Below are 25752 nucleotides of genomic sequence, written 5' to 3'. Positions count from 1 at the left end.
GATCCCGATGCTGCGGCCCACGCTCTTCACCGTCATCACGCTCGGCCTGATCGGCACGTGGCAGGTGTTCGACCAGATCTACACCGGCACGCAGGGCGGCCCCGCGAAGACGACGCTGACCCCCGCCTACCTGTCCTACCAGACCTCGTTCGTGGGGCAGAACTGGGGTCAGGGCGCCGCGATCGCGTTCATCCTGTTCGCGATCATCGTGGTGCTGACGATCCTCCAGCGCGTCGCGCTCGCCGAGCGCGACGTCCCGCTCCGGCGCCGCTGGGGGTGGCGACGATGACCGCCGCCGCGACGAGCGCCGACGCGCGGCGTACGCGACCGTCGCCCGCCGACGGACGCGAGCGACGCCGTCGTCCGTCCGGCCTGGTCGTCGGGGCCGTCCTCACGTACGCCCTGCTCGTGGCGCTGGCAATCGTCTACGTGTACCCGTTCCTCATCTCGGTCGCCACGTCGTTCAAGCCCGACGCCGAGGCGGCCGCCGACCCCCTCGCACTCGTCCCCGAGACCTTCACCACGGCGGCGTACTCGCGGCTCTTCCTCAACTCCGACTTCCCGCTGTGGTTCCGCAACTCGGTGATCGTCACGGTCACCGTGACGCTCGGGCGGGTCTTCTTCAACTCCCTCGCCGGCTACGCGCTCGCGCGCCTGCCGTTCCGGGGCCGCGGGGTGGTGTTCGCGGGGCTCGTCGCCGTGATGGCCGTGCCGTCGGTGGTGCTGCTGATCCCCAAGTTCCTCGTCATCAACACCCTGGGGATCTACAACTCCTTCGCCGGCCTCATCATCCCGCTGCTGGCCGACGCCGCCGGAATCTTCATCATGAAGAACTTCTTCGAGTCGATCCCCGCCTCGGTGGAGGAGGCCGCCCGGCTCGACGGCGCGGGGACGTTCCGGGTGTTCTGGTCGGTGGTGCTGCCGATGGCGACGCCGGCGCTGATCACGATCGTGATCCTGTCGTTCCAGGGTTCGTGGAACGAGCTGTCCCACTTCATCGTGGCGTCCCAGTCTCCCGGCCTCTACACCCTGACCAAGGGCGTCGCGCAGCTGTCCTCCGGGGCGCTGAGCCAGGGCACGCAGTACCCGCTCAAGCTCGGTGCGGCCGTCATCATGACGATCCCGGTGGCCGTGCTGTTCTTCGTCTTCCAGCGCCGGATCATGAACGCGAGCGCCGGCGCGGAGAAGGGCTGAACGGCGCTGACTGGTGCCGGTCCGGCGGGGGGTGCCAGCGATCTGTCGCGGTCTGGCGGCCGGACGCGGCACGAACCGCTGGGTTCGGGAAGCCAGGTGCCCGTCCGCCCGACGGCGAGGGGCCGGGTTCCGTACGGAACCCGGCCCCTCGCCGTCGTGGGTGTGCGTGTGGGTGCTGCGGATCAGCACCGCACCCGGTCGGAAGGTGGTCCGACGGGGTCGTGCTGCCGATCAGCGCTCGACGTCACCGGCGATGAAGGCCTCGACCTTGGCGCGCGCGGTCTCGTCGTCGTACTGCTCCGGCGGGGACTTCATGAAGTAGGAGGACGCCGAGAGGATCGGGCCGCCGACGCCGCGGTCCTTGGCGATCTTGGCGGCGCGCACGGCGTCGATGATGATGCCGGCGGAGTTGGGGGAGTCCCAGACCTCGAGCTTGTACTCCAGGTTCAGGGGCACCTCGCCGAACGCGCGACCCTCGAGGCGCACGTAGGCCCACTTGCGGTCGTCCAGCCACGCGACGTAGTCCGACGGGCCGATGTGGACGTTGCGGTCGGCCTTCTTGCCGGCCAGCGGGCCGGTGGAGATGTTGGAGGTGACGGCCTGCGTCTTGGAGATCTTCTTGGACTCCAGGCGGTCGCGCTCGAGCATGTTCTTGAAGTCCATGTTGCCGCCGACGTTGAGCTGGTAGGTGCGGTCCAGGACCACGCCGCGCTCCTCGAACAGGCGGGCGAGCACGCGGTGCGTGATCGTGGCGCCGACCTGCGACTTGATGTCGTCGCCGACGATCGGCACGCCCGCGGCCTCGAACTTGTCGGCCCACTCCTTGGTGCCGGCGATGAAGACGGGCAGCGCGTTGACGAACGCGACCTTCGCGTCGATCGCGGCCTGCGCGTACGCCTTGACGGCCTCCTCGGACCCGACGGGCAGGTAGCACACCAGCACGTCGACGCGCGCCTCCTTGAGGGCGGCGACGACGTCGACCGGCTCCTCGGCGGACTCCTCGATGGTCTCGCGGTAGTACTTGCCGAGGCCGTCCAGGGTCGGGCCGCGCTTCACGGTCACGCCGGTGGGCGGCACGTCGGTGATCTTGATCGTGTTGTTCTCCGACGCCGTGATCGCGGCGGACAGGTCCTGGCCGACCTTCTTGGCGTCGACGTCGAACGCGAGCACGAACTCGAGGTCGCTCACGTGGTACTCGCCGAACTGCACGTGCATGAGGCCGGGCACGGTGCCCGTCGGGTCGGCGTCCTTGTAGAACTCGACACCCTGGACGAGCGAGCTCGCGCAGTTGCCGACGCCCGCGATCGCGACGCGGATGGAACTCATGGGTTCTCCTTCTCAGGTGGTGCCGTCGGACGACGGCGCAGCAGCGGGGGGCGTGCTGGGGTTCGGGGTGGCTCGCTCGGAGCCGGTTCGCTCGGAGCCGGCTCGCTCGGAGGCGATGAGACCGTCGAGCCAGCCGAGCTCGCGGTCCAGGAGCTCCAGGCCGTGGCGCTGGAGCTCGAGCGTGTAGGCGTCGCGGCGCTCACGGCCGCGCGCGGAGGCGAGGCGGTAGGCCTCGCGACGTTCGAGGACGCGGGTGCGCCGGCCCTCGAGGATGTGCAGCCGGGTGCTCGGCTCGGTGGCCGCGAACAGGGAGAACCGCACGTCGAACGCGTCGTCCTCCCACGCCGTCGGCTCGGCGACGGCGAGCGCCGCCGCGAGGTGCTCCTTGCCCTCGGGGGTGAGCTCGTACACCACCCGGGAGCGCCGACCCGCGAGGGGGTGCGGCAGCTCGGCGGTGCCCGAGGCCGTGACGAGGCCGCGGTCCGCGAGCGAGCGCAGGCGCGGGTAGAGCGAGCCGAACGAGAGGGTGCGGAAGACGCCGAGGTCGGTCACGAGCCGCTTGCGCAGCTCGTAGCCGTGCAGCGGGCCGTCCGCGAGGCGGCCGAGCACGGCGAGCTCGAGGACCTCGGTGCGGTCGCGCATGAGGCCTCCTCTCGTGGTGCCGGTCGTGGTGCGGGCGGTGCGTCGGTCCGGCAGTGCTCGCGGGGCCGGGTGCTCCCGACCTGACAAGCGTGGGTGTATGTCAGCAAGGAATGTATCGCATGGATACATCGACGTGAGCCACTGCGACGCGTGTGCCTCCACAACCCGCACACGAACCTCCCGCCGCGCCTGCCCAGCGCTGCCCCCGCGCCCCGGCACCGGCTCGCCATACTGGAGGGCGGTCGCGACGGTGCGTCCCGCCGTCCCCCGCACCCACCCGATCGGAGCAGCACGCGTGGCCACGTCACGAAAGAGCAAGCCGGCCAAGGGCAAGGCCAAGGCCAAGCGCCGGTTCTGGAACTACCCCCGCCGGGGCAAGGGTCCGGTGCGTCGCTGGCTGCCCAGCTGGCGCTTCCTGCTCGGCCTCGTCGTGACCGGTGTGGCTGTCGTCGTCGGGGTCGTCGCCGCCGCGTACGTGCGCACCGACGTGCCCGAGCCCGAGGAGCTCGCGCTCGCGCAGAGCAGCACCGTGTACTTCGCCGACGGGACCACGCCGCTGGGCACGCTCCAGGAGGTCGACCGCACGATCATCGACACCACCGCGCTGCCGGACTACGTGGCGGGCGCCGTCGTGGCCTCGGAGGACCGCCGGTTCTACTCCAACTCCGGCATCGACCCGGTCGGCATCGCGCGCGCCCTGTGGAACAACCTCACGGGCGGTCAGCGCCAGGGTGGCTCGACCCTCACCCAGCAGTACGTCGAGAACTACTACCTGGGCCGGACCACGGGGTACCTGGGCAAGTTCAAGGAGGCGATCCTCGCCGTCAAGGTCGAGCAGTCGCTGTCCAAGGACCAGATCCTCGACTCCTACCTCAACACCATCTACTACGGCCGCGGCGCCTACGGCATCGAGGCCGCGGCTCAGGCGTACTTCGGCAAGAGCGCGAGCGAGCTGACGCTGTCGGAGTCCGCGATGCTCGCCGGGATCATCCCGGCGCCGAGCGCATGGGACCCCGCGATCAACCCGGACCAGGCGCAGGTGCGCTGGGCCCGCACGCTGGACTACATGGTCCAGGAGGGCATGATCACGCAGGCCGACCGTGACGCGCAGACGTTCCCCACGACGATCGAGCCCGTGCAGTCGGACCGGTTCGGGGGGACCAACGGGTACCTGCTGGCCATGACGATCTCCGAGCTCACCTCCGGCGACGACGCGCCCTACACGCAGGACGAGCTCAACCGCGGCGGGTTCTCGATCATCACGACGTTCGACGCCACGATGCAGGCGGCCGCCGTCGACACGATCCAGAACGACCTGCCGAGCGACCACGCCGACAACCTCAAGGCGACCCTCGTGTCGGTGGACCCGGCCACCGGTGGCGTGAAGGCGCTGTACGGCGGCACCGACTACCTCACCGAGAGCCTGAACCGCGCGACGCAGGCGGTCTACCAGGGCGGCTCGACGTTCAAGCCGTTCGCCATGATCACGGCGCTCGAGCAGGGCATGTCGCTGGAGCAGACCTACAACTCTCCCGGTTCCATCGAGATCGACGGCTGGAAGGTCGGCAACTTCGACGGGCGCAACAAGGGCGACATCGACATGATCGCCGCGACCGCGGGGTCGGTGAACACGTACTACGCGCAGCTCAACGAGGCGATCTCGGCCGGTGGCGCGCCGGGGCAGGCCCTCGTCGACACCGCCGTGAAGGTCGGCCTGCCGACCGACACGGTCGGGCTCGTCCCGGTGCTGTCCAACGTGCTCGGCAACGCCTCCCCGCACGCGATCGACATGGCGTCGGTGTTCGCGACCTACGCGGCGCAGGGCATGAAGCACACCACGCACGTGGTGGACACGGTGCTCGACGCCGACGGCAACGTCGTCTACACCGGTCCGACCCAGGGCGAGCAGGTGGTCAGCCCCGACGTCATGGCCGAGGCGACGTTCGCGATGACCCACGTCCCGGCGCGGGGCGGCACGGCACCCCAGATCGCCGAGCTGGGCCGTCCGGTCGCCGGCAAGACGGGGTCCTCGCAGGACTACAAGTCGGCCTCGTTCGCGGGCTACATCCCGCAGCTCGCGACCGTCGTCGCGCTGTACCAGACCGGCGCCGACGGCACCGAGGAGACGATCACGCCGTTCGGCGGCGCCAACCCGGTGGCCGGCGGTTCCGTCCCCGCCGACATGTGGCTCGCGTACATGCAGAAGGTCACCGAGGGCATGCCCGTGGAGCAGTTCCCGGCGCGCACCTACATCGGCGGCGCCACCGAGGAGCCCACCGCGACCCCGAGCCCGACGGCGACCGCCGAGGAGACCGGGGACGTCCCCGACGTGGTCGGGCAGGGCGAGGACGCCGCGCGCGCTGCGATCGCGGCGGCCGGGTTCTCGGTCGCCACCTCGTCCGAGGCGTCCGACACCGTGCCGGCGGGGTCCGTCATCCGCACCGAGCCGGGCGCCGGCAGCGCGTCGAAGTCGACGATCGTCACGATCGTCGTCTCCACCGGACCGGCCGCCCCGCCACCCACCACCCCGGCGCCCTCGCCGACGCCGAGCCCCACCCCCTCGCCGACGCCGACTCCCGCGCCCACGCCGGAGCCGACGCAGGACGCGGGCGGGAACGGATAGCCCGGTCGGCTACACTGGTGCGGTTGTGTGCCCGGCGGACCTCCGGTCCTCGGGGCGCACGACGCACGCGCATTGCCCTCCTGTCACGGAACGTCCGTGGCCGCACAGTCCAGAGGAGGTGGGTAGACACATGCGTCCTTACGAGCTGATGCTGATCCTCGACCCCGAGGTGGACGAGCGCACCGTCGCTCCGTCGCTCGAGAAGTTCCTGTCCGTGATCACCACCGGTGGTGGCTCCGTCGACAAGGTCGACATCTGGGGCAAGCGCCGGCTGGCGTACGAGATCGACAAGCGCTCCGAGGGCATCTACGCCGTCGTCAACATGACGGCGACGCCGGCCCTCGCCCAGGAGCTCGACCGCCAGCTCGGCCTCAACGAGGCCGTGATGCGCACCAAGCTCCTCCGCGCCGACGAGCGCTGACCCCCGCTCCACCGAGCCTCACCCACTCGCACCGACTTCACTCGACCCAGACGAGACGAGGAGCATCCATGGCAGGCGAGACCGTCATCACCGTGATCGGCAACCTCACGGCCGACCCCGAGCTGCGTTTCACGCCGTCGGGGGCCGCCGTGGCCAACTTCACGGTGGCGTCCACGCCGCGTACGTTCGACCGCCAGTCGAACGAGTGGCGCGACGGCGACACCCTGTTCATGCGGTGCTCCATCTGGCGCGAGGCGGCTGAGAACGTCGCGGAGTCCCTCACCAAGGGCACCCGCGTCATCGCCTCCGGCCGGCTCGTCCAGCGCTCCTACGAGACCCGCGAGGGTGAGAAGCGCACGGTCGTCGAGCTCCAGGTCGACGAGATCGGCCCCTCGCTGCGGTACGCGACGGCGAAGGTCGCCCGTGCCCAGCGCGGCGGTGGCGGTGGTGGCGGCTTCTCCGGTGGCGGCGGCGGGTACGGCGACTCCGGGTCCTCGCGCTCCGGCGGCTCCGGCGGTTCGGGCGGCTACTCCGGTGGCGGCTCGAGCGGCGGCAACGAGGACCCCTGGGCCACCGGCGGGAGCGGCAGCTCCTACCCGGACGAGCCCCCGTTCTGACGGACCGCCCGGTGCGTGCCTGACGCACGACCGGCGCCCGCAGGACCACTCGACATCACAGACAGCGACACCCCAAGGAGTACCCCATGGCGAAGCCCGTTCTTCGCAAGCCCAAGAAGAAGGTCAGCCCTCTCAAGGCCGCCAAGGTCGAGGGCACGATCGACTACAAGGACACCGTTCTGCTGCGGAAGTTCATCTCCGACCGCGGCAAGATCCGCGCCCGCCGCGTGACCGGTGTCTCCGTCCAGGACCAGCGCAAGATCGCCAAGGCGGTCAAGAACGCCCGCGAGATGGCGCTGCTCCCCTACTCGAGCTCCGCTCGCTGAGCCACGAGGAGGCAGACATCATGACGACGAAGCTCATCCTCACGCACGAGGTCACCGGCCTCGGCGCCCCCGGCGACGTGGTCGAGGTCAAGGACGGGTACGCCCGCAACTACCTCGTCCCGCGTGGCCTGGCGACCGGCTGGTCCAAGGGTGCCGAGAAGGAGATCGCGGCGATCCGCACGGCGCGCAGCAAGCGCGCGCACGACTCCGTCGAGGCTGCGGCTGCGGTGCGCGACGCCCTCGAGGGCTCGCGCTACACGGTCAAGGCGCGCGCCGGCGCCGGTGGTCGCCTGTTCGGCACCGTGACGACGAAGGAGATAGCCGAGGCGGTCCTCGCGTCGGGCGGGCCCTCGGTCGACCGTCGCAAGATCGAGGCGAAGCAGCACATCAAGACGCTCGGCACGCACCAGGTCGTGGTGCACCTGCACGAGGGCGTCTCGGCCAGGGTGACCGTCGAGGTCGTCCCCGCCTGAGCACGCTCCCGCTCGCGTCACGACGCAGGCCCGGTCCCCGAGGGGACCGGGCCTGCGCTCGTTCGGCACGTCAGCTGCGCTGCGGGCCGCCCGCCGCCGCCTCGCCTGCTCCGCCGCCGCACCCCGCCGCCGTCTCACCCGCGCCGCGGCCTACCGCACGGCGTCGCGCACGAGCGCTGCCACGCCGTCGGGCACCCCGCGAAGCGCGAGGTCGAGGGTGCGCACCCGGAACGAGAACGCCCCCATCCAGTCCGACGCGAGGAGGGTGGGGCCGAGGCACCAGTGCCGGGCGTGCAGCGCCACGCCGGTGAGCACGTCCACCCGCGAGTCGACCTGCAGGCCGCGGGGAGCGGCCAGGTCGCGCGCGTGCCGAACGAACGCGCCCGCCTCCACGTCGCCGTCGCGCTCGTGCAGCACGGGCACGTCGAGGCGGTCCTCCCGCAGGCGCGCGAGTCGCTCGACCACGAGCACGTCGGCGTACGTGGGCACGCTCGGCGCGGCGGACCCGAGATGGCGGTGCTCGACGTCGAGCCCTTTCTCCGTCTCGGTGTAGCGCGAGCGGGTCCAGTGCCGCACGTCGCCGGGGTGGTCGATCTCGCTCGTGTGGTGCACGACGGCGCCGTCCGCGCTCGCGTACGCCAGCACGGTGCGCAGCCGGCCGGGCTCCAGGTGGCGGACGAGCGCTCCCGCAGGAGCGCCCGCCACCAGGAACCGGTCGTAGCGGATCTCGACGGGCACCGGCCCATCCTGGCCTACTCGGTCGCCAGCGCCGCCACCGGCGAGGTCCGCGTCGCGCCGCGCGCCGGGAGCACCGACGCGAGCACGCCGGCCACCACCGCGACCGCCACGATCACGAGCACGGTCGACCACGGCACCGCCAGGTCGCCCACGCCGAGCCCGACGGTCGGCCCGAGCAGCAGCATCGAGCCGAGCCAGCCGTACCCGACGCCGAGCACGATCCCCACGAGCGCACCGACCCCGGCCAGCAGCACGCCCTCGACGGCGAGCGTCGCCCGCAGCTGCCGGCGCGTCAGCCCGAGGGCTCGCAGGAGCGCGTTCTCGCGCCGCCGCTCGACCACCGAGAGCGACAGCGTGTTCGCCACCCCGATGAGCGCGATGATCACGGCGACGGCGAGCAGACCCACCACCACGAGCAGCATGGTGTCGACGATCTGCCCGTACCCCGCGCGCTCGACGGCGCCCCCGGCGACCACCGGCGTCGCTCCGGCGGTCCCCGTGGTGGTGTCCGAGACCGCGTCGGTGACGGCGTTCGCCACGGCGCGAGGATCGGCGCCCGGCGTCAGGGCGAGCCACACGGTCCGCGAGTCCGGCGTGAGCGAGGCGTAGGCGAACGTCTCGGCGTCGAGCAGCACGGTGCTGCTCGGCAGTCCCTCGACGAGCTTTCCGGACGTCGTCAGCCCGTTCACCGTGAGGGGCCCGTCCTTCGCCAGCACCCACCCGTCGGCCATCGACACCCCTCGCCCCCAGGCGGGGAGAGTCGCCACCACGTCGGCCAGTGCCGCGATGTCCGACGCCGAGTACGCCGTGACGGTGGACGTTCCGTCGTCCGTGGTCACCTCGGCGCTGGCCCCGTCCATGACGACGGAGGAGGCCACGCCGTCGACGGCGCGCACGGCGTCGATCGTCGCCTGGCTCAGCGCGGTGCCGCTCACGGTGACGTCGACCGCGAACTGCTCCGAGAGCTCGGTGTCGAGCGCCGACCGGGCCATCGCGGCGCCGGTCGACATCATGACGACCAGTGCGACGCCCACGAGCAGGGCGGTCGCCGTGGACGTGGTCCGGCCCGGGTTGCGAGCCGCGTTGATCGCCGCGAGCCGCGCCGGCACCCGGCTGCGGGCCGGCGCGATGGCGGCCGCCGTGCGGCCGAGCACCCGGGTGAGCCCGGGCACGTAGGTGATCGCCGCGACCACCAGGCCCACCACGGACACGATCCCGCCCAGCACCCCGAGGCCGAGGCCGAGGTCGAAGCTCCCGCCCGCGCTCACCACGAGGGCGCCGGCCATGCCCGCCACGCCGAGCCCCACGAGGGTCCAGCCGATCGCGGGACGCACGCTGCGCCGTCGGGCACCGGAGGCGAGGTCGACCGGGCGGAGCGCGGCGAGCGGCGCCACCCGCGTGGCGAGCCGCGCCGCGCCGCCCGCGGCGAGCAGCGTGACGAGGACGCCGGCGACGATCGGCACCACCACCGCGGCGACCGACACGGGCACGACGGCGGGCAGCGGCACCCCGGCGTTGGCCCGTCCCAGGATCGTGAGGACGACCTGGCCGAGCGCGATCCCGCCGATCACGCCGGCGATCGACGCGACGACGCCGAGCACGAGCGCCTCGAGCCGCACCGACGCGCGGACCTGCGACGCGGTCGCGCCGACGCAGCGCAGCAGCGCGAGCGTGCGCGTGCGCTGCGCGACGAGCACGGTGAACGTGTTGGCGATGACGATGCCCGCGACGGCCATCGCGACCCCCGCGAACGCGAGCACGAGCGAGCGGAACACGTCGACGCCGTCGGTGAAGGAGGACGCGACCTGCCGCGCGTACTCCTCGCCCGTCTGCAGGGTGGCGCCGGGGTCGACGGAGCCGGCGACGGCGTCGCGCACCGCGGCCGCGTCCGCACCGTCGGCCAGGACGAGCGTCGCCCCGGACCACGTGCTGCCGTCGGCCGCCTGCCACGCGGCCACGTCGGTCGGGTCCGCCAGGCCCAGCGGGAGGCCGAACCCGAGGCCCGAGCCGTCCGCGGTGATCCCGACGACGACGGCGTCGCTCACCTCGCGCGTGGGCTCGTCCGAGTCCGCCGTCCAGATCTGCGAGACGACCTGCACGGTGTCGCCGACCTGCACCCCGAGGCGCTGCGCCGTCGTGCCCGGGACGGCGATCTCACCCGGCGCGTCCGGAGTCTCGCCGCTGGTGAGGGCCGCGGGCGCGAGGCGGTCGTCGGTGGCGGGCGGGGCGAGCAGGAGGTACTCCGAGCCCTGCCCGGTGCCGATCTCGCGGCCGACGAAGCCGATGGGCTGGACCGCCGCGACGCCGCTGAGGGTCGCCAGCTCGTCGACCTGGTCCGCGGTCATGCTGGTCTGGACGACGAGATCGGGGTCGCCGACGCCGGCACGCGCGGTGGCCAGTGCGGTCGCCTCGAGCGTGGAGGAGCCGAGGAACGCGGCCGTGATGAAGCCGGTGCCGAGCGCGATCGCGATCCCGACGGCGACGAGTCGTCCGCCCGTGCGGCGCATCTGCGCCCAGGTCAGGCGCCACATCAGCGTGCCCCGACGATCGAGCCGGCGAGGCTGGCGGTGCGCAGCGCGTCGAGCGCCGCGGTGACCTGCTCGGGGGTGGGCCGATTGAGGTCGCCCGCGATGCGGCCGTCGGCGACGAGCACGACCCGGTCGGCGTAGGCGGCGGCCGCGGCGTCGTGCGTCACCATGACGACGGTCTGACCGAGCTCGCGCACGCTCGTGCGCAGGAGCTCGAGCACCTCCGCGCCCGAGCGGGAGTCGAGGTTGCCCGTGGGCTCGTCGGCGAACACCACGTCGGGCCGGGTGAGTAGGGCGCGGGCGATCGCGACCCGCTGCTGCTGGCCGCCGGAGAGCTCGCTCGGGTGGTGGCCGAGGCGGTCGCGCAGGCCGAGGACGTCGACGAGGCGGTCGAACCAGGCGCGGGTGTCGGCGTCGATGCCGCCGCGGCCGACCCGGCCGGCGAGCTCGAGGGGGAGGGTGATGTTCTGCTCGGCCGTGAACATCGGCAGCAGGTTGAACGCCTGGAAGACGAACCCGACGCGCTCGCGGCGCAGCAGCGTGAGGGCCTGGTCGTCGAGGGTGGACAGGTCGGTGTCGCCGAGGAGGACGTGGCCGTCGGTGGCGGAGTCGAGGCCCGCGAGCAGGTGCAGGAGCGTGGACTTGCCGGAGCCGGAGGCGCCCATGATCGCCGTGAACGCGCCGCGCTCGAACGCGACGTCGACGCCGCGCAGGGCGTGCACGGCGGCGCCGCCGGTGCCGTAGGTCTTCGTGAGTCTGACGGCGCGCACGGCCGGGGCGGGGGTGGCGGGGTCGGCGTGGGTTGCCGAGTGGTTCGGGTGGTTCGCGTGGTTCGGGTGGGAGTCGGCTCGTGGGCTCGTCGAGAGGGGCTGGGGCGCGTCGGCCGGCAGGGGGCTCGTGGAGGTCATGCCCCCGACGCTAGGAGCCGGGCCCGCGCGACGACGTCACCCCGTGGTTCCCCGATCAGCGAGGTGTCATCCCGTGGTCCGACACGGGTCTCGTCCCGGCGGCCGCGCGGTGCCGGGCCGGGCGCGCGCGGTCTGAGCGCCGCAGTCAGCGCGCGCCCAGCACCAGCCACGCGTCGCCGCGCGAGCGCCACCACGTCGCCCCGCCGCGCGCGAGCATGAACACGACGCCGAACGCGAGCCACAGCCACACCACGGACCACGGCGCCTCGCCCGCCCCGCGCGGCGCCGCGGTGCGCACGATCCACAGGAACGGCAGGTAGACGACGAGCGAAGCCGCCCCGGCCCACGCCAGGAAGCGGCCGTCGCCGGCGCCGATGAGCACGCCGTCGAGCACCCACACCACGCCCGCGAGCGGCAGCGCGGCCGCGACCACCCACAACCCCGCCGCAGCGGCGCCGCGCACGAGCGGGTCGGACGTGAACAGCGCCGTGAGCGGCACGGCGAGCAGCGCGAGCACGACGCCGAGCACGGCACCGCCGCCGGCTCCCCACTGCAGGGTGCGGCGCAGCACGGCGCGCGCGTCCTCGGGCCGGCGCGCGCCGAGCGCGTGCCCGACGAGCGCCTGGGCTGCGATCGCGAGCGCGTCGAGCGCGAACGCCGCGAACCCCCAGAGCGCGTTGACGACCTGGTGCGCGGCGAGCGGCACCTCGCCGAGCGTGGCGGCGGTCGTCACCGTGAGGAGGATCGCGACGCGCAGGGTGAGGGTGCGGACGAACAGGGGCCCGCCGTCGCGCATCCCGCGCCCCAGGCCGGTGAGGGTGGGGGAGAGGGCGACCCCTCGCCGTCGGGCACCGCGCAGGACGCGCCAGGCGAGGACTGCGCCCATGGCGAGCTGCACGAGGGCGGTGCCGGCGCCGGAGCCGGCGATGCCCCAGCCGAAGCCGTAGATGAAGAGGGCGTTGAGCGCGCCGTTGGCGACGGCGCCGGCGGCGGCGACGACGAGCGGGGTGCGGGTGTCGAGCATGCCGCGCAGCACGCCGGTCGCGGCGAGGACGACGAGCATGCCGGGCAGGCCCGGCAGCGACCAGCGCAGGTAGGTCACGGCCTGGGTGGCGACGTCGCCCGTGCCGCCCATCGCGCCGATCGCCCACGGCGCCGTGGCGAGGCCGAGGGCCGCGACGACGAGCCCGACGGCGAGCGCGAGCCACAGCCCGTCGATCCCGGCCCGCAGGGCGCGGGTCTCCTCGCCCGCCCCGAGGAGGCGGCCGACGCTCGCGGTGGTGGTGTAGGCGAGGAAGACGAAGAGGCCGACGGCGGTGACCAGCAGGGTGGAGGCGAGGGTGAGGCCGGCGAGCTCGGCCGTCCCCAGGTGGCCCACGAGCGCGGAGTCGACGAGGACGAACACCGGCTCGGCGACGAGGGCGCCGAAGGCGGGGATCGCGAGGGCGAGGATGCTGCGGTCCAGCGGCGTTCCTCGGGGTTCCCTCACCGGCCAAGCCTGCCAGACGGGTCCGACGGCGCGGCGCGGCGTGTCGGGTCGGTGGATTTCGCCGTCGCGTCGGCGTGGGGTGAACCCACAGCGGGAATCGTTGAGATCCCGCCGTTTCCCGCGTGGTTTCCACACGTTGTCCACAGTCCTGGGGATCGGGGCGGAGTGTCGTCCACACTGCGGTTACGTCGTCGTCCCCACCCTGTCCCCAGGCTTTCCACATGCGGTCCACACCCCGCCGGAACACGCGTGGATGTCAAGCCGGGGCGGGTTCGTCCCAGGGCGTCCGGGGGGGTCGGGGAGGTCGTAGCGTGTGCCGCTGGCCCGGAGCCGACGCGTTCGTCCGGGCGATGTCGGTGGCCGGGTGTGCACTCGTCGGAGAACAGCGACGGGGCGGAGAGGTGGAGCGTGACGGCGACGGACGAGGCGGATCTTCGGGCCTTCAGTGCACTCGGGGAGCGGACCCCGCCGCAGGACGCGGCGGCGGAGCAGAGCGTGCTCGGCGGGATGATGCTGAGCAAGGACGCGATCGCCGACGTCGTGGAGGAGATCCGCGCGGCGGACTTCTACCGGCCGGCGCACGAGATGGTCTACGACGCGATCGTCGACCTCTACGGGCGCGGTCAGCCGACGGACGTCATCACGGTCGCCGACGAGCTGACCAAGCGCGGCGAGCTCGGCCGGGTGGGCGGGCACGGGTACCTGCACACGCTCATCTCCTCCGTCCCGACGGCCGCGAACGCCGGCTACTACGCGGGGATCGTGCGTGAGCGAGCGGTGCTGCGCAAGCTCGTCGAGGCCGGCACGCGCATCGTGCAGCTCGGGTACGCGGCCGACGGCGGCGACGTCGAGGAGCTGGTGAACTCGGCGCAGTCGGAGATCTACGCCGTGACGGAGCGGCGCACGAGCGAGGACTACAAGGCGCTGCGGGAGATCATCACCGGCACCGTCGAGGAGATCGAGCACGCCACCAGCCGCGACGGCCAGATGGTCGGGGTGCCGACCGGGTTCACCGATCTGGACCGACTCACGAACGGTTTGCACCCGGGGCAGATGATCGTGGTCGCGGCCCGGCCCGCGATGGGCAAGTCGACGATGGCGTTGGACATCGTGCGGTCAGCGGCGGTGCACCACGGCATGACGGCGGCGGTGTTCTCCCTCGAGATGAGCGCGAACGAGATCGTCATGAGGATGCTGGCCGCCGAGGCGCAGGTGCCGCTGCAGCGGCTGCGGCAGGGGCCGATGGACGACCGGGACTGGCAGAAGCTGGCCGGCACGGTGAGTGCGATCTCGGACGCGCCGCTGTTCATCGACGACTCGCCCAACATGTCCCTCATGGAGATCCGGGCCAAGTGCCGCCGGCTCAAGCAGCGCCACGACCTCAAGATCGTCGTGATCGACTACCTGCAGCTCATGAGCTCGGGCAAGCGGGTGGAGTCGCGCCAGCAGGAGGTCTCGGAGTTCTCCCGCGCGATCAAGCTGCTCGCCAAGGAGCTGGAGGTGCCGGTCATCGCGGTGTCCCAGCTGAACCGTGGTGCCGAGCAGCGCCAGGACAAGCGGCCGCAGGTGAGCGACCTGCGTGAATCGGGCTGCCTGACGGCGGACACCCGGGTGCTGCGCGCCGACACCGGCGCGGAGACCACGGTGGGCGAGCTGTTCGCACTCAACGCCCGCGACATCCCGGTGTGGACGCTCAACGACCGGCTGCAGTACGTGCGCCGCCACCTCACGCACGTGTTCCCCACGGGCGTGAAGGAGACCTTCCGACTGCGGCTGGCGTCCGGCAAGGAGATCACGGCGACGGCGAACCACCCGTTCCTCACCTACGAGGGCTGGACGGCGCTCGGCGACCTCGCCGTGGGCTCCCGGGTCGGCGTGCCACGGCACGTCCCCGGGCCGGAGCGGTGCGCGGGCGTCGGCGAGGTGCCGGCATGGGACGACCGCGAGGTCGTGATGCTGGCGCACCTGTTGGGTGACGGATCCTTCGTGAAGCGACAGCCGTTGCGCTACGCATCGATCGACGAGGCGAACCTGGCGGCCGTCGGAGACGCCGCTACTCGCTGGGGCGTCAAGCCGGTTCGCGACGACTATGCGGCCGCCCGCGTCTCCACGCTGCGGCTTCCTGCGCCGTTCCACCTGACGCACGGGCGGCGCAACCCGATCGCGGCGTGGCTGGACGACTTGGGCCTGTTCGGCGCGCGTTCGCACGAGAAGTTCGTGCCGACGGCGATCTTCTCCCTTCCGAAGGACCAGATCGCCCTCTTCGTTCGGCACATCTGGGCGACCGACGGTTCCGTCACGGTGCGCAAGGACGGTCGAGGTGGGCGCGTCTACTACTCGTCGACGTCGCGACGCCTGGTGGACGACCTCTCGCGGCTGCTTCTGAGGTTCGGGATCTCCACTCGGGTGCGTACGGTGCGCAAGCAGGGCTACCGGGACGGCTACACGCTGGACGTGTCGGGATCCGACAGCCAGCGTCGGTTCCTGCAGGAGATCGGAGTGCACGGTGCTCGCGGGGACGCGGGCGCCCGTCTGCTCGAGATCGTGCGTTCGACGACGAGCAACCCGAATGTGGACACGGTGCCGGCTCAGGTCTGGGACCGTGTGCGTCTGGTGCTGGCCGAGCAGGGCATCACGCACCGTCAGTTCGCCAGCGCGATGGGCACGCAGTTCGCGGGTTCCGCGGCGTGGAAGCGCAGCCCGTCACGTGAGCGACTCGGTCGTGTGGCGGCTCTGCTTCAGGACTCCGAGCTCGAGATGTACGCGGTGAACGACGTCCTCTGGGACGAGGTGGTGGCGATCGAGCCGATGGGGGAGGCGCAGGTCTTCGACGCCACCGTGGTCGGTGGCCACAACTTCGTCGCCAACGGGATCGCGGTCCACAACTCGATCGAGCAGGACGCGGACATGGTGATCCTGCTGCACCGCGACGAGGCCTACGACCGCGAGACGCCCCGCAAGGGCGAGGCCGACTTCATCGTGGCGAAGCACCGCAACGGTCCGACCGACACGATCGTCGTCGCGTTCCAGGGCCACTACGCGCGATTCGTCGACATGGCGCAGGACACGGGTGGGGGCGGCGGGGCCTGGTAGGCCCTGTCCATGTCGACATGCAGCCGAGTTGACTCGTGGGACCGGTAGTTGACCAAGTTGAGCCGGTCCACAGCGAGCTGAGAGCAGGAGTGGGAGGTCTCGATGCCTCTTCCCAATTTCGGGGCGGGCTTCTTTCGCGAGGATCCCGTTGTTCGCGCTGGGCGCGGCAGCCCTGCGTCCGTTGAAGCCAAATACCGTAGGGCCCAGACTCTTCGGAGGGAAATTGAATCACTGATAGCGGAATGGTCGACCAACGCGGGAATGAGCTGTGAGGGCCGACTGGTGCTTGAGCGTCATGCTTTCGAGGTTCGCCTGAAGTTCTCGCCCACCTTGTCACTTGGCCGACTCGCGGTACTGATCGGCGATTACGTGCACAATCTGAGGTCCGCCCTGAACCACCTTGTGATGGAGCTGCGAGAGATGCGGGAGCTAGCGAAGGTGCTATTGCCAGACTCGAGTACCCAAACGTAGTTTCTGCGAGCGAGTGGAACCGGTGGAGTCGTCGCCTGGAGCAGTTGCCCGAATACATCGTCGAGCGTGTACGTCGCCTTCAGCCCTTCGCGGACCGACCGGTCGACGGTAGGGAACCGTCGCGGGAGTGGTCCGAAACCTCTGTGGTCAACCTCTTGAGCATCTACGACAATGATGACAAACACCGATCATCTCTCAGGTGTAGTGTGTTCAGAAGTGAGAACAGGTCTCATCCGACAGTGACTTACAAGTTGGACGAAGGGGGTGCGAGGATCCCGTTTCCAGCGGGATTCGATGAGGGCGACATACCCCTGGAGTACAGCGACTTTGGGCGCCTTAACACGGCGGTGTACTTCACGTACTATCAAGAACTCCCGATTTTGTGGGCGGCATCGAACCTACGAGTCAAGTTCCAGGTGCTGGTGGGCTCGGAACGGGCTAGCCGGCATGAACCGGTTGTGCCGTTGGTCGCGCTGTTGGACGAACAGGTGCGATTCAATATCGACGCAATATGCTATGGTTTCGACGTTGCTCGAGATAATGCTGATAGCCGTCGGAAGCTACTGAATCTCCCTGATCATGTCCACTGGGACTTGGTCTGTGACGGAGCGGTTGTTGCTGGGGCAGACGAGGAGCGGGTCGCCGAGGCTCGGGCAAGTTTGGGTGCGATGTTGAGGCAGGACTTCTAGCCGCACTCTTTATCACTCCGGCGGCTGGCTCTCGGGTGATGGTTCGTCCGTCGACAGGAGCACCTCGGTCCGACGCTATGGTGTTCTGCATGCGCGCGCGACTGATCGATCCCCGCGACGCCAGGTCCGAGGACGTCGCGCCGACCTACCGCGTCCTGTTCTGGGCGAACGCGACGACCTGCGAGGAGTGGGAGCTAACCGCTACCGACCTCGACGACGCGCTGTCATGGATTTCGAGCAACGCGGCAGGTCGCACGCACAGCCTGTGGGCGGCCACCGGTGCTGATGAGCAGGCCTGCATCGTTCGCCTGCGCGGCGTCGACCCGCCTGCGCCGGCGGGCGCGTTCCCCTTGTGGGCCGCCGAAGTGAGGTAGCCGCAGTCGTTCGCGTTCGCCCCCCGGGGGGCGAACAAGACGCGCTCCAGGACCGAAGCGCTACGAGTTGCTTGCGCCGATCCCGCGCCGACGTACCCTCGAGAAGGTGAGCCCCGCACCGCCGGTACCGGTCGTCCTCCACGGCAGGTTTGCTCGGGAGCTTCCCGAGCTGGGCGTCCCGTGGCGGGCTGAGGACGCGCCCACACCTCGGCTCCTGCACCTCGCCGACGCCCTCGCGACCGAGCTCGGCCTCGACCCGGAGTGGTTGCGCAGCCCCGCCGGCGTGCGGTTCCTCGTGGGCAACGCCGTGCCCGACGGCGCCACCCCCGTCGCGCAGGCCTACGCCGGACATCAGTTCGGCGGCTTCGTCCCGCGTCTCGGTGACGGTCGAGCACTGCTGCTCGGGGAGCTGATCGGCCCCGACGACAGCGAGTGGGACCTCCACCTCAAGGGCTCGGGTCGCACGCCGTTCGCTCGCGGCGGCGACGGTCTCGCCGCCGTCGGGCCGATGCTGCGCGAGCTCGTCGTGAGCCGCGCGATGCACGCCCTGGGCGTGCCGACCACCCGGTCGCTCGCCGTCGTCGCGACGGGTCGGCAGGTGCGTCGCGAGACCTGGCTGCCCGGAGCCGTGCTCTCCCGGGTCGCGAGCAGCCACCTGCGGGTGGGCACCTTCCAGTACGCGCGGGCGACCGGTGACCTCGACCTGCTGCGCCGCCTCGCCGACCACGCAATCGGACGGCACCATCCCGAGGCCGCCGCGGATCCGAACCCGCCTCTGGCGCTGCTGCGCGCGGTCATCGACGTCCAGGCGTCGCTCGTCGCGAAGTGGATGCTCGTCGGCTTCGTGCACGGCGTGATGAACACCGACAACATGACCGTTTCCGGCGAGACCATCGACTACGGGCCGTGCGCGTTCATGGAGGCGTTCGACCCGGCAACCGTGTACAGCTCCATCGACGCCGGCGGGCGCTACGCCTACGGCAACCAGCCCGTCGTCGCGCAGTGGAACCTCACCCGGCTCGCGGAGGCGCTCCTCCCGCTTCTCGATGACGACCGCGAGCGGGCAGTCGAGCTCGCCGTCGCGGCCCTCGACGGGTTCCGCCCGCGGTACGAGGCCGCCTGGTCGTCCGGGATGCGCGCCAAGCTGGGCGTGAGCGGCGACGTCGACGACGCAGCGCTGACGCCGCTCGCCGACGAGCTGCTGGCCCTGATGCGTGCGAGCCGGGCTGATCACACGTCGTTCTTCCGCGCGCTGGTTGCCGCGGCACGGGGCGACGCCGAACCGGCGCGCGGCATGGTCGCGGACCCCGACGGGTTCGACCGGTGGGTGGGGCGGTGGCTGGAGCTGACGCCGGACGCCGAGGCGATGGATGGCGTCAACCCCGTGTACATCCCTCGCAATCACCTCGTCGAGGAGGCGCTCGCGGCCGCAACCGACGGCGACGGCGACCTCGACCCGCTGAGGCGACTGCTCGACGTCGTCTCCGCGCCCTACGACGAGCGACCGGGTCTCGAGCGCTACGCGGCACCGGCTCCGCAGGGCTCCGGGCCGTACATCACCTACTGCGGGACCTGAGAGGCGTCGGTCGGGCGTGGAGACTCGTCCGTTTTGACGCGGACCATCTCGCCTGCGAGTCGACGCACGTCCTCACGGCGCCGGCTCTTCTTCCTCCCCTGCCAACGTGCCGAGACGTCGAACGGGAAGCGTCCGGGCTATAAGTTCGGCATAGGGAAACCTCTTCCACAAGGCGTGATCACCGATGACGTAGAGCCGACGTTGCGCACGACTCACCGCCACGTTGAACAGGTTGACCCGCGAGGTCGCCCAGGCGCGAGCGCCGGGGCGCCCCGGGTCGCCGCCGAGCACGAGCAGTACGACGGGGGCCTCCTTGCCCTGCGCCGTGTGGACCGTTCCTGCTGTGAGTCGCGAGTAGCGCGTCTCGTGCGAGAGCCGCTCAAGAGCGTCGGCGACAGCACGGAAGGGGGAGATCGCGATCACCTCGGACGAAGGGACACCGCAACCATCGAGCCAGTCCAGCGCCCTCCGAACCCGTTCGATCTCCGTGGGCTGGAGATGCGATCCACTCGTCACGGCAGGGACGTCCGCCCAATAGCTCGGTGCCACGACCGGCCCGAACGCATCGTCGAAGGGGTCGGCCTCTCCACCGGGTGCAGCCGCTCTGCCACGTTTGGGCGTGGCGTGAATCATGAGGCCGTCGTAGGCCATCGTGTTCGACAGGGTGAACATCGGGTCGTCGCAGCGCCGGTGCACCCGGAGCGGGCTTCCCACCCACACGTCGTTCTCGCCCTGAGGCAGGGTGGTTCCGTGCCGTGTCACGCGGGCGGCGAGCGTCTGCACCGAGGCGAGCGGTGGGATCCAGTCCGACGAGACCCCCCACGTGGCCGCAATGTCGCCGACGAGCTTGCGTGGGGCAGTGGCGACCGGCTCGAGCTGCAGCGGGTCTCCGACGGCGAGGACACGCCTAGCCCGCCAGATCCCGCCGACGGCGTGCTGCGGGTAGGCCTGGCCGGCCTCGTCGACGATGAGCCAGCCAATCGAGTCGCGGCCCATGCGGTCGAACATCCGGCCCAGTGAGGAGAAGGTCGTGGACACCAGGGGAACAACGAGGAAGAACAGCTGCCAGGCAGCGCGGACCTTCTCCGGCTCCAGTGCGGGCGGAGCCTTGCCCGCGACCACCTCCGTCGCTGCGCGTAGACCGGTGAGCATGTCCTTGGCCACGGATGCGAAGAAGTCCCGGTGGAGGTTCATCGCCGCGACGAAGAGGTCGCTGCGCGCCGTGTCGAGCTCCTCGTCCAGCCACGACGCTCGTAGCTCGCGCTGCTCGGGAGACGCCGTGATGTCCGGGTAGGCGTCCCCGTACCGCTCGCGGTCCTGTGCACAGCTAACCTCGAGTTCGGCGACTAGTTCGCCAGCTCGAGTCAGTCGCTGCCTGGCCTCTTCTACCTCATGCGTAGACCTGGACAGCTCGCGGTCAGCCGCCTCCTCGCGAGCGGCGGCAGCAGAGGCGCGGTCAACGGCGCTCGCGATCGCCTCGTCGTGTGCCGTGAGCACCAAGCGCCACTCTCGAGGCGAACGCCCGAACGACGTCAGCGACTCCCAGAATCCGGGGCGGACGGCGACGTGGTCCAAACGGCGTCGCGTGAGCAGGTCGACGTCGTGATTCGCCCCGTCGACGTTCGCCCGGGCGGCCGCCACGTCCGCCTGCAGCCGCGTGAGCCAAGCGCCAGAGTGCTCGATCCAGTCCGAGAGCTCTCGGTAGCTCCGAGTCGCGCTCCTCAGCTCGGCGGGTCTTGCCTCCGCAGCCGCTCGGGCCGCCACCATGGCCTCTACCGTCTCCAGGCTCGAGGTGAAGCGGGTGCGCGCGTCGGCCCAGTACGACCGCGGAACATGCTCAGCAACCCTGTCCTGCAGCCACTGCTGCATGCTCTGGACGTCCTCGCCCGAGTCCGCCCCATCGCCTCTCCCGAACCAGAAGATCGACCGGAACGAGGCGCGGTGCGCGCTCCGACCGAGCCGAGCAGCGACGAGTCCCCAGGCGGACGACAGAGCGGCGGGTGCCTCGAGCAGGTCGTCTTTGCCGGCGAGGGTGTCGTTGGCCCCTTCGTCCTCGGAGCTGCCGACGACCGTCTGGGCGAGGCTGGCGAGGCCACCGAAGTAGTCTGCGTCGGTTCGCCAACGCTCACCGAGCTCGCCTCTCCTCGGAAGCGTCGTCGAGACGTTCTCGACAGCAGCGTTGTTGGACGACGCCACCACCATCTCGAAGCCGGTGAGCTCAGGAATGAGCTGCCGGACGCTCCGAGGACGGCCCTCCTGGTTCCACTGGTGACGTTCGGCCCGGAACGCCTGGTGAGGGTTCTCGAGCCGAGCGAGGACGCAGGCGCGCTCGACCACGTTGCCGGCCAGGACGTCTCGCAGCATCGTCGTCTTGCCTGTCCCCGGCGGGCCGTTCACGCCAAGAAGCCCTCCCTGTGGCCCGAGCGTGCCCAGGGCCTCGTTGACGGCGAACTGCTGGCTTCGTGCCAGGTGATGCCTGGGATCGGTCGGCCACCTCCCCTTCGGGAGCCGCTCGACACGGAGCCCGTGGTCGACGACCTCCGGCGAGGCGACGACGTCGACTCGCTGCGATGCCCGGATCACCGAGTCCGGGGTGAGGTACGCGGCCAGTGGCCCCCGCGGGCCATGCGCGACGACGTCCGCGTGCACGGCCTCGAGGTCACTGAGATGGAAGCTGTTGAGGAAGTCGATCCCCGGGTTCGCCGCCGCGTCCTCCGTGATCACCGTCGACGCGACGAGCACGTGCGCTGTTGCCAGTGAGCTGATGCCGGAGACGCCCGCCGCTCGGTGGGCGGTCTCGAGGAGGGCCGACAGAGCAGGCCGGTCCAGGGATAGCGGGTGCTCCTGACCAGCCCGCTTCTGGCGAGTGGTCTCCAGCTGCTGCACCTCGTCGACGAAACGGCACTGCGAGTCCGTGAACCCGATCGACCAGCTCGGGTCAGAGGGACCCGGATCTCGCAGACGTCCCACGGCCCACGCCGCCGACGAGAGGACGGTCGCTTCGGGAATCACGCGACCGCGCTCGTCCAGGAGGAGCGCAGCACACGCAGACCGCCCGGCCGGTCGCTCGTCGTAGCTGTCGCGCTCGTCGTAGAACGCGCGGTGCAGGAACTCGTAGGTGTCCTGCACGGAGTAGAGCCCGAGGTAGACCGTGTGACGCCACAGCCGACGCTTTCCCCTCAGCGGGGTAGGAGAGCGGAGTGTTTCCCAGGGCACAGGGCCTCGCGGTGACAGCTCGACCACGACCCGGCTGTCACGCGAGGTCGCCTTGGGAGTGAGCGCCGGGAGAGGCTGGGGATTCAGGAGTTCGAGCATGCGCCAGAACGCCAGGATCGAGGGAGCGCTCACGTCTGCGTCGGGCACCCACAAACCCTATCAAACCACCTCAAGCCTCGTAATCGGTCGCGCCGCCGACCGCCGTCGGGCAGCTCGCCGCGCCACCTAGACCCCGCCGGCGAGCCAGTCGATCACGGCGGCCGCCGGGCCCGTCGGCGCGGTGCGCCACCCGGTGCCCGCCCACAGGTGGAGGCGCTCGGCGTCGCCCGCCCGGCCGGCGGCCTGGCGCAGCTCCCGCGTGAGGTGGTGGACGGCCGGGTAGGCGAGCACGTCCGTGCCCTGGTGGCGGTCGACGAACCCGTTGCGCAGCGCGCGGGCGGGCCGACCCGTGAACGCGCTCGTCACGACCGTCTCGGTGAACTTCGGGTCGCTCAGCGCCGCGCGGTGCGTGGGTGAGGTCCCGGCCTCGTCGGTGCGCAGCAGCATCGTCCCGACCGCGACGCTTGCCGCACCCGCCTCGAGGAGGCGACGCACGCCGTCGGGCCCGTCGACGCCCCCTGCGGCGACCACGGGCAGGTCGACGACGGCGAGCACCGCCCTGACGAGGTCGGCTGCGGACACGTGGTCGATCGGTCGTGCGGGATTGAACGTCGCGCTGTGCCCGCCGGCGCCGGAGCCCTGCACGACCAGGGCGTCGACTCCGGCATCGCGCGCTCGCGCTGCCTCCTCGGGCGTGGTCACCGACGCGAGCACTCGGGTGCCGACGGCCTGCAGCGAGGCGATCACGGCGGGCTCCGGGAGGCCGAACGTGAACGAGACGACGGGGACGGGCTGTGCGATCAGCAGCGCGAGCTTCGCGTCCCACGCGTCGTCGTCGCTGATCGGTACGGGGTCGAGCGTCAGTCCGTAGACCGCGGCCTCGTCGGCCAGCTCCGCGGCGTACGCGGCGAAGGTCTGCTCGTCGATGGCGTTGTGCGAGGGGACGAAGAGGTTGACGCCGAACTCGGGGGCGGTGGCGCGGAGCTCGGCGATCTCGTCAGCCAGCGCCCCCGGGGTCTTGTAGCCGCCCGCGAGAAAGGGGAACGCGCCCGCGGAGGCGACGGCGCGGCCGAGCGCCACGGTGGACGGGCCGCCGGCCATCGGGGCGGCGACGATCGGCAGCCGGAATCGGAGGATCGAGTCGGACACGGGAGTCCTTTCGCTGCTTCTCCAGGGACCTGGCCACAGTGTGACGCGCGCGTTGACGTGCGCCGTCGTGCGCCGTCGTGCGGGCGGTGGGCGGGCGTCACGCGAGCGCGTCAGGTGCCGAGCGCCGTCGGCCAACGCCGCGCGATCCACGGCGCCCAGCCGCCCGGGTCGGGAGGTTCTGCGCGGTAGGTGCCCGCGAGCTCGCGCGCGTCGGGTTCCTGGAGCAGGTGGCGCCACTCCTCGAGCTGCGCGTCCGTGACGGCCCAGGTCGAGTGCGGGCTCTCCTGCCAGCGAGCAGCGACGCGCGCCGACTGCGTGGTCCGGTCGACGCTCAGGTACTCGGTGCGCGCTGTCGCCCCCACGGTGCCGGCCAGCCACGCCAGCGCAGCGCGCTCGTCGCGGCCCCACAGGCCGAAGTCGAGGATGACCGACGTGCCGGACCGGAGGATCTGGGCGGCGGTCCAGACGAGGCGCCCCTCGAGGACGTCGCGCTTGCCGTCGGGGTCGGACTCGCCGAAGAGCGCCATCATCCACTCGTCAGGGGTGAGCCGGACCGCGCCGATGGCACTCGCGAGCTCGATCGCGCGGGTGGTCTTGCCCGCGCCGACGTGCCCCACGACGAGGATCAGCTCAGCCACCTCGCGATGGTAGAGGGCGGGGTCGCGAAGCGGGGGCGCGGACACGGTCAGGACGTTCGCCGCGAGGCCCGACGGCGAGCTAGGGAACCTCCGTCCGCTCGCCGCGGCGACGTGCGGGTGCCGCAGGACCGTTGCCCCGCTTGCTTGCGGCCGACGCCCGGCTTGCGTGCGGCCGACGCCCGGCTTTCGTGCGGGCGATCGGCGGCCCCACGTGCGGCCGATCGCCCGGCCGACGCCCGGCCACGCCGGACGGGATGCGGCCGCCCAGGAGCGCCTGGAAGTCTCGATGTCGGTGGTGGGTGAGACGCTAGACGCATGTTCGATTCCGGGATGTCGCGAGGCGGTGAAACCGCTGCTCACGGCCAGGTGGCGGCGTCCGCCACTCCCGCGGCAACCTCAGCCGCGGCTGGAGCCGTCGCGGGTGCGGTGGATGCTCGACGGGCCCGCCTCGAGGGCGACGTGCAGACGCTGACGGTGAGGCTGCGCGCGTTCACCCTCGACGCGATCGGCGCGAGCACCGCGACTGCGGCGCACCCGAACGAGCCGACCACAACGTCGCCCCCGAACGAGGGGTCCGCGACCCAGCCCGTCCCGGCCCTCGTACCGGCGGCAGATCCGGTGGAGGTGGATGCGTGGCGGGTGAGCATGCTGACCGAGCTCGAGGCGCTGAAAGCGGCCGCGTGCGCCGCGCAGGCCCGCCTGGCCGCGCAGCTGGCCTCCTCCCAACGCGCCCACCAGCGCGCCGCCGGCGTCCCCGCGAAGCACTGCGGGCGCGGCGTCGCAGCCCAGGTCGCCCTCGCCAGAGGCGAGTCACCCCACCACGGCGGCAAGCTCCTCGGCGCCGCCGAGGCCCTGCTCACCGAGATGCCCCACACCCTCACCGCGCTCGCCCACGGCAGCCTCAACGAGTGGCGCGCCATGCTCCTGATCCGGGAGAGCGCCTGCCTCACCCGCACCGACCGCGCCCTCCTGGACGAACAGATCAGCGGCGACCACACCAGCCTGCGCGGCGTCGGGGACCGGCGCCTGGTCGCCCGCGCCCGCACCTTCGCCCAACGCCTGGACGCCGCCGCCCTGGTCCGCCGCGCCCGCCGCGCCGAGACCGAACGCACCGTGACCCTGCGCCCAGCCCCGGACCTGATGACCTACCTCACCGCCCTGC

At 71.5% G+C, this 25752-nt stretch carries 20 protein-coding genes and 1 pseudogene; 12 read left to right on the top strand and 9 right to left on the bottom strand.

The genetic code is table 11. The features are described 5' to 3' along the window. The coding region (locus tag FH969_RS11210) for a carbohydrate ABC transporter permease (RefSeq protein ID WP_139987291.1) at window positions 1–289 on the top strand (289 nt) is incomplete at its 5' end. Further along, entirely contained in the window at window positions 286–1194 is a 909-nt protein-coding gene (locus tag FH969_RS11205) for a carbohydrate ABC transporter permease (RefSeq protein WP_139987290.1), read from the top strand. The genes FH969_RS11210 and FH969_RS11205, both read left to right, overlap by 4 nt. 231 nt (window positions 1195–1425) lie before the next feature. Here the strand turns inward: FH969_RS11205 and FH969_RS11200 are convergent, their stop codons facing one another. Then, window positions 1426–2520 carry an inositol-3-phosphate synthase gene (locus FH969_RS11200; RefSeq protein WP_108718696.1) on the bottom strand — a complete coding sequence of 365 codons (1095 nt, stop codon included), beginning with the start codon at window positions 2518–2520 and terminating at the stop codon, window positions 1426–1428. Window positions 2521–2532: 12 nt separating this feature from the next. Then, the gene (locus FH969_RS11195; protein ID WP_139987289.1) at window positions 2533–3162 is read right to left on the bottom strand and encodes a PadR family transcriptional regulator; all 630 of its coding nucleotides are present in this window, start codon (window positions 3160–3162) and stop codon (window positions 2533–2535) included. Window positions 3163–3457: 295 nt separating this feature from the next. Here FH969_RS11195 and FH969_RS11190 point away from each other — a divergent pair, with 295 nt between their 5' ends. The 5 genes from FH969_RS11190 (at window position 3458) to rplI (ending at window position 7622) form a co-directional block, all read left to right on the top strand. Continuing rightward, window positions 3458–5785 (top strand): transglycosylase domain-containing protein, encoded by a 2328-nt coding sequence (locus FH969_RS11190; protein WP_246071883.1) that lies wholly within the window; start codon window positions 3458–3460, stop codon window positions 5783–5785. A 130-nt stretch (window positions 5786–5915) separates the two neighbouring features. Further along, entirely contained in the window at window positions 5916–6206 is a 291-nt protein-coding gene (rpsF, locus tag FH969_RS11185) for a 30S ribosomal protein S6 (RefSeq protein ID WP_108718699.1), read from the top strand. Window positions 6207–6274: 68 nt separating this feature from the next. Then, window positions 6275–6823, top strand: coding sequence for a single-stranded DNA-binding protein (locus FH969_RS11180; RefSeq protein ID WP_108718700.1), 549 nt, complete (start codon window positions 6275–6277; stop codon window positions 6821–6823). An 86-nt stretch (window positions 6824–6909) separates the two neighbouring features. After that, window positions 6910–7149, top strand: coding sequence for a 30S ribosomal protein S18 (gene rpsR / locus FH969_RS11175; protein ID WP_108718701.1), 240 nt, complete (start codon window positions 6910–6912; stop codon window positions 7147–7149). A 20-nt stretch (window positions 7150–7169) separates the two neighbouring features. Continuing rightward, entirely contained in the window at window positions 7170–7622 is a 453-nt protein-coding gene (gene rplI / locus FH969_RS11170) for a 50S ribosomal protein L9 (protein WP_139987287.1), read from the top strand. Between the two features lie 150 nt (window positions 7623–7772). On the opposite strand, the gene FH969_RS11165 is transcribed toward rplI, so the two are convergent. The 4 genes from FH969_RS11165 to FH969_RS11150 form a co-directional block, all read right to left on the bottom strand. Then, window positions 7773–8360, bottom strand: coding sequence for a hypothetical protein (locus tag FH969_RS11165; protein WP_108718703.1), 588 nt, complete (start codon window positions 8358–8360; stop codon window positions 7773–7775). A 14-nt stretch (window positions 8361–8374) separates the two neighbouring features. Next, window positions 8375–10891: an FtsX-like permease family protein gene (locus FH969_RS11160; protein ID WP_139987286.1), complete on the bottom strand. Its 2517-nt coding sequence runs from the start codon at window positions 10889–10891 to the stop codon at window positions 8375–8377. Continuing rightward, on the bottom strand, window positions 10891–11796 hold the full coding sequence (locus tag FH969_RS11155) for an ABC transporter ATP-binding protein (RefSeq protein ID WP_139987285.1): 906 nt from the start codon (window positions 11794–11796) through the stop codon (window positions 10891–10893). The genes FH969_RS11160 and FH969_RS11155 overlap by 1 nt, the downstream gene beginning before the upstream one ends. 145 nt (window positions 11797–11941) lie before the next feature. Continuing rightward, window positions 11942–13285 carry an MATE family efflux transporter gene (locus tag FH969_RS11150; protein WP_108718706.1) on the bottom strand — a complete coding sequence of 448 codons (1344 nt, stop codon included), beginning with the start codon at window positions 13283–13285 and terminating at the stop codon, window positions 11942–11944. A gap of 408 nt (window positions 13286–13693) precedes the next feature. Here FH969_RS11150 and FH969_RS11145 point away from each other — a divergent pair, with 408 nt between their 5' ends. From FH969_RS11145 to FH969_RS11130, 4 genes are all read left to right on the top strand, one after another. Then, on the top strand, window positions 13694–16378 hold the full coding sequence (locus FH969_RS11145) for a replicative DNA helicase (protein ID WP_139987284.1): 2685 nt from the start codon (window positions 13694–13696) through the stop codon (window positions 16376–16378). 515 nt (window positions 16379–16893) lie between these two features. Next, window positions 16894–17538: a hypothetical protein gene (locus FH969_RS11140; protein WP_139987283.1), complete on the top strand. Its 645-nt coding sequence runs from the start codon at window positions 16894–16896 to the stop codon at window positions 17536–17538. Window positions 17539–17627: 89 nt separating this feature from the next. After that, window positions 17628–17912 (top strand): hypothetical protein, encoded by a 285-nt coding sequence (locus FH969_RS11135; protein WP_139987282.1) that lies wholly within the window; start codon window positions 17628–17630, stop codon window positions 17910–17912. Window positions 17913–18018: 106 nt separating this feature from the next. After that, on the top strand, window positions 18019–19488 hold the full coding sequence (locus FH969_RS11130; RefSeq protein WP_139987281.1) for a protein adenylyltransferase SelO: 1470 nt from the start codon (window positions 18019–18021) through the stop codon (window positions 19486–19488). A 72-nt stretch (window positions 19489–19560) separates the two neighbouring features. On the opposite strand, the gene FH969_RS11125 is transcribed toward FH969_RS11130, so the two are convergent. The 3 genes from FH969_RS11125 to FH969_RS11115 form a co-directional block, all read right to left on the bottom strand. Further along, a complete protein-coding gene (locus tag FH969_RS11125; protein WP_246071881.1) occupies window positions 19561–22851 on the bottom strand; it encodes a DEAD/DEAH box helicase in 3291 nt (1096 codons plus the stop codon). 78 nt (window positions 22852–22929) lie between these two features. Continuing rightward, entirely contained in the window at window positions 22930–23952 is a 1023-nt protein-coding gene (locus FH969_RS11120; RefSeq protein WP_281285371.1) for an NAD(P)H-dependent flavin oxidoreductase, read from the bottom strand. Between the two features lie 110 nt (window positions 23953–24062). Then, the gene (locus tag FH969_RS11115; RefSeq protein ID WP_139987280.1) at window positions 24063–24590 is read right to left on the bottom strand and encodes a P-loop nucleotide/nucleoside kinase family protein; all 528 of its coding nucleotides are present in this window, start codon (window positions 24588–24590) and stop codon (window positions 24063–24065) included. A gap of 474 nt (window positions 24591–25064) precedes the next feature. On the opposite strand from FH969_RS11115, the pseudogene FH969_RS11110 reads away from it, so the two are divergent. Then, window positions 25065–25752 (top strand): annotated as a pseudogene (locus FH969_RS11110) (DUF222 domain-containing protein); the annotation flags it as partial.

It is taken from the genome of Miniimonas arenae (genome assembly GCF_006351005.1).
Taxonomy (GTDB): Bacteria; Actinomycetota; Actinomycetes; order Actinomycetales; family Beutenbergiaceae; genus Miniimonas; species Miniimonas arenae.
The sequence above is the reverse complement of the archived record's forward strand: the minus strand, read 5'-3'. Positions and strand labels throughout refer to the sequence as shown.

What these genes read in the sequence shown, in the direction of transcription:
- FH969_RS11205 (WP_139987290.1), top strand. Translation starts at nt 286, where the DNA reads ATGACCGCCGCCGCGACGAGCGCCGACGCGCGGCGTACGCGACCGTCG.
- FH969_RS11200 (WP_108718696.1), bottom strand. Translation starts at nt 2,520, where the DNA reads ATGAGTTCCATCCGCGTCGCGATCGCGGGCGTCGGCAACTGCGCGAGC.
- FH969_RS11195 (WP_139987289.1), bottom strand. Translation starts at nt 3,162, where the DNA reads ATGCGCGACCGCACCGAGGTCCTCGAGCTCGCCGTGCTCGGCCGCCTC.
- rpsF (WP_108718699.1), top strand. Translation starts at nt 5,916, where the DNA reads ATGCGTCCTTACGAGCTGATGCTGATCCTCGACCCCGAGGTGGACGAG.
- FH969_RS11180 (WP_108718700.1), top strand. Translation starts at nt 6,275, where the DNA reads ATGGCAGGCGAGACCGTCATCACCGTGATCGGCAACCTCACGGCCGAC.
- rpsR (WP_108718701.1), top strand. Translation starts at nt 6,910, where the DNA reads ATGGCGAAGCCCGTTCTTCGCAAGCCCAAGAAGAAGGTCAGCCCTCTC.
- rplI (WP_139987287.1), top strand. Translation starts at nt 7,170, where the DNA reads ATGACGACGAAGCTCATCCTCACGCACGAGGTCACCGGCCTCGGCGCC.
- FH969_RS11160 (WP_139987286.1), bottom strand. Translation starts at nt 10,891, where the DNA reads ATGTGGCGCCTGACCTGGGCGCAGATGCGCCGCACGGGCGGACGACTC.
- FH969_RS11155 (WP_139987285.1), bottom strand. Translation starts at nt 11,796, where the DNA reads ATGACCTCCACGAGCCCCCTGCCGGCCGACGCGCCCCAGCCCCTCTCG.
- FH969_RS11135 (WP_139987282.1), top strand. Translation starts at nt 17,628, where the DNA reads ATGCGCGCGCGACTGATCGATCCCCGCGACGCCAGGTCCGAGGACGTC.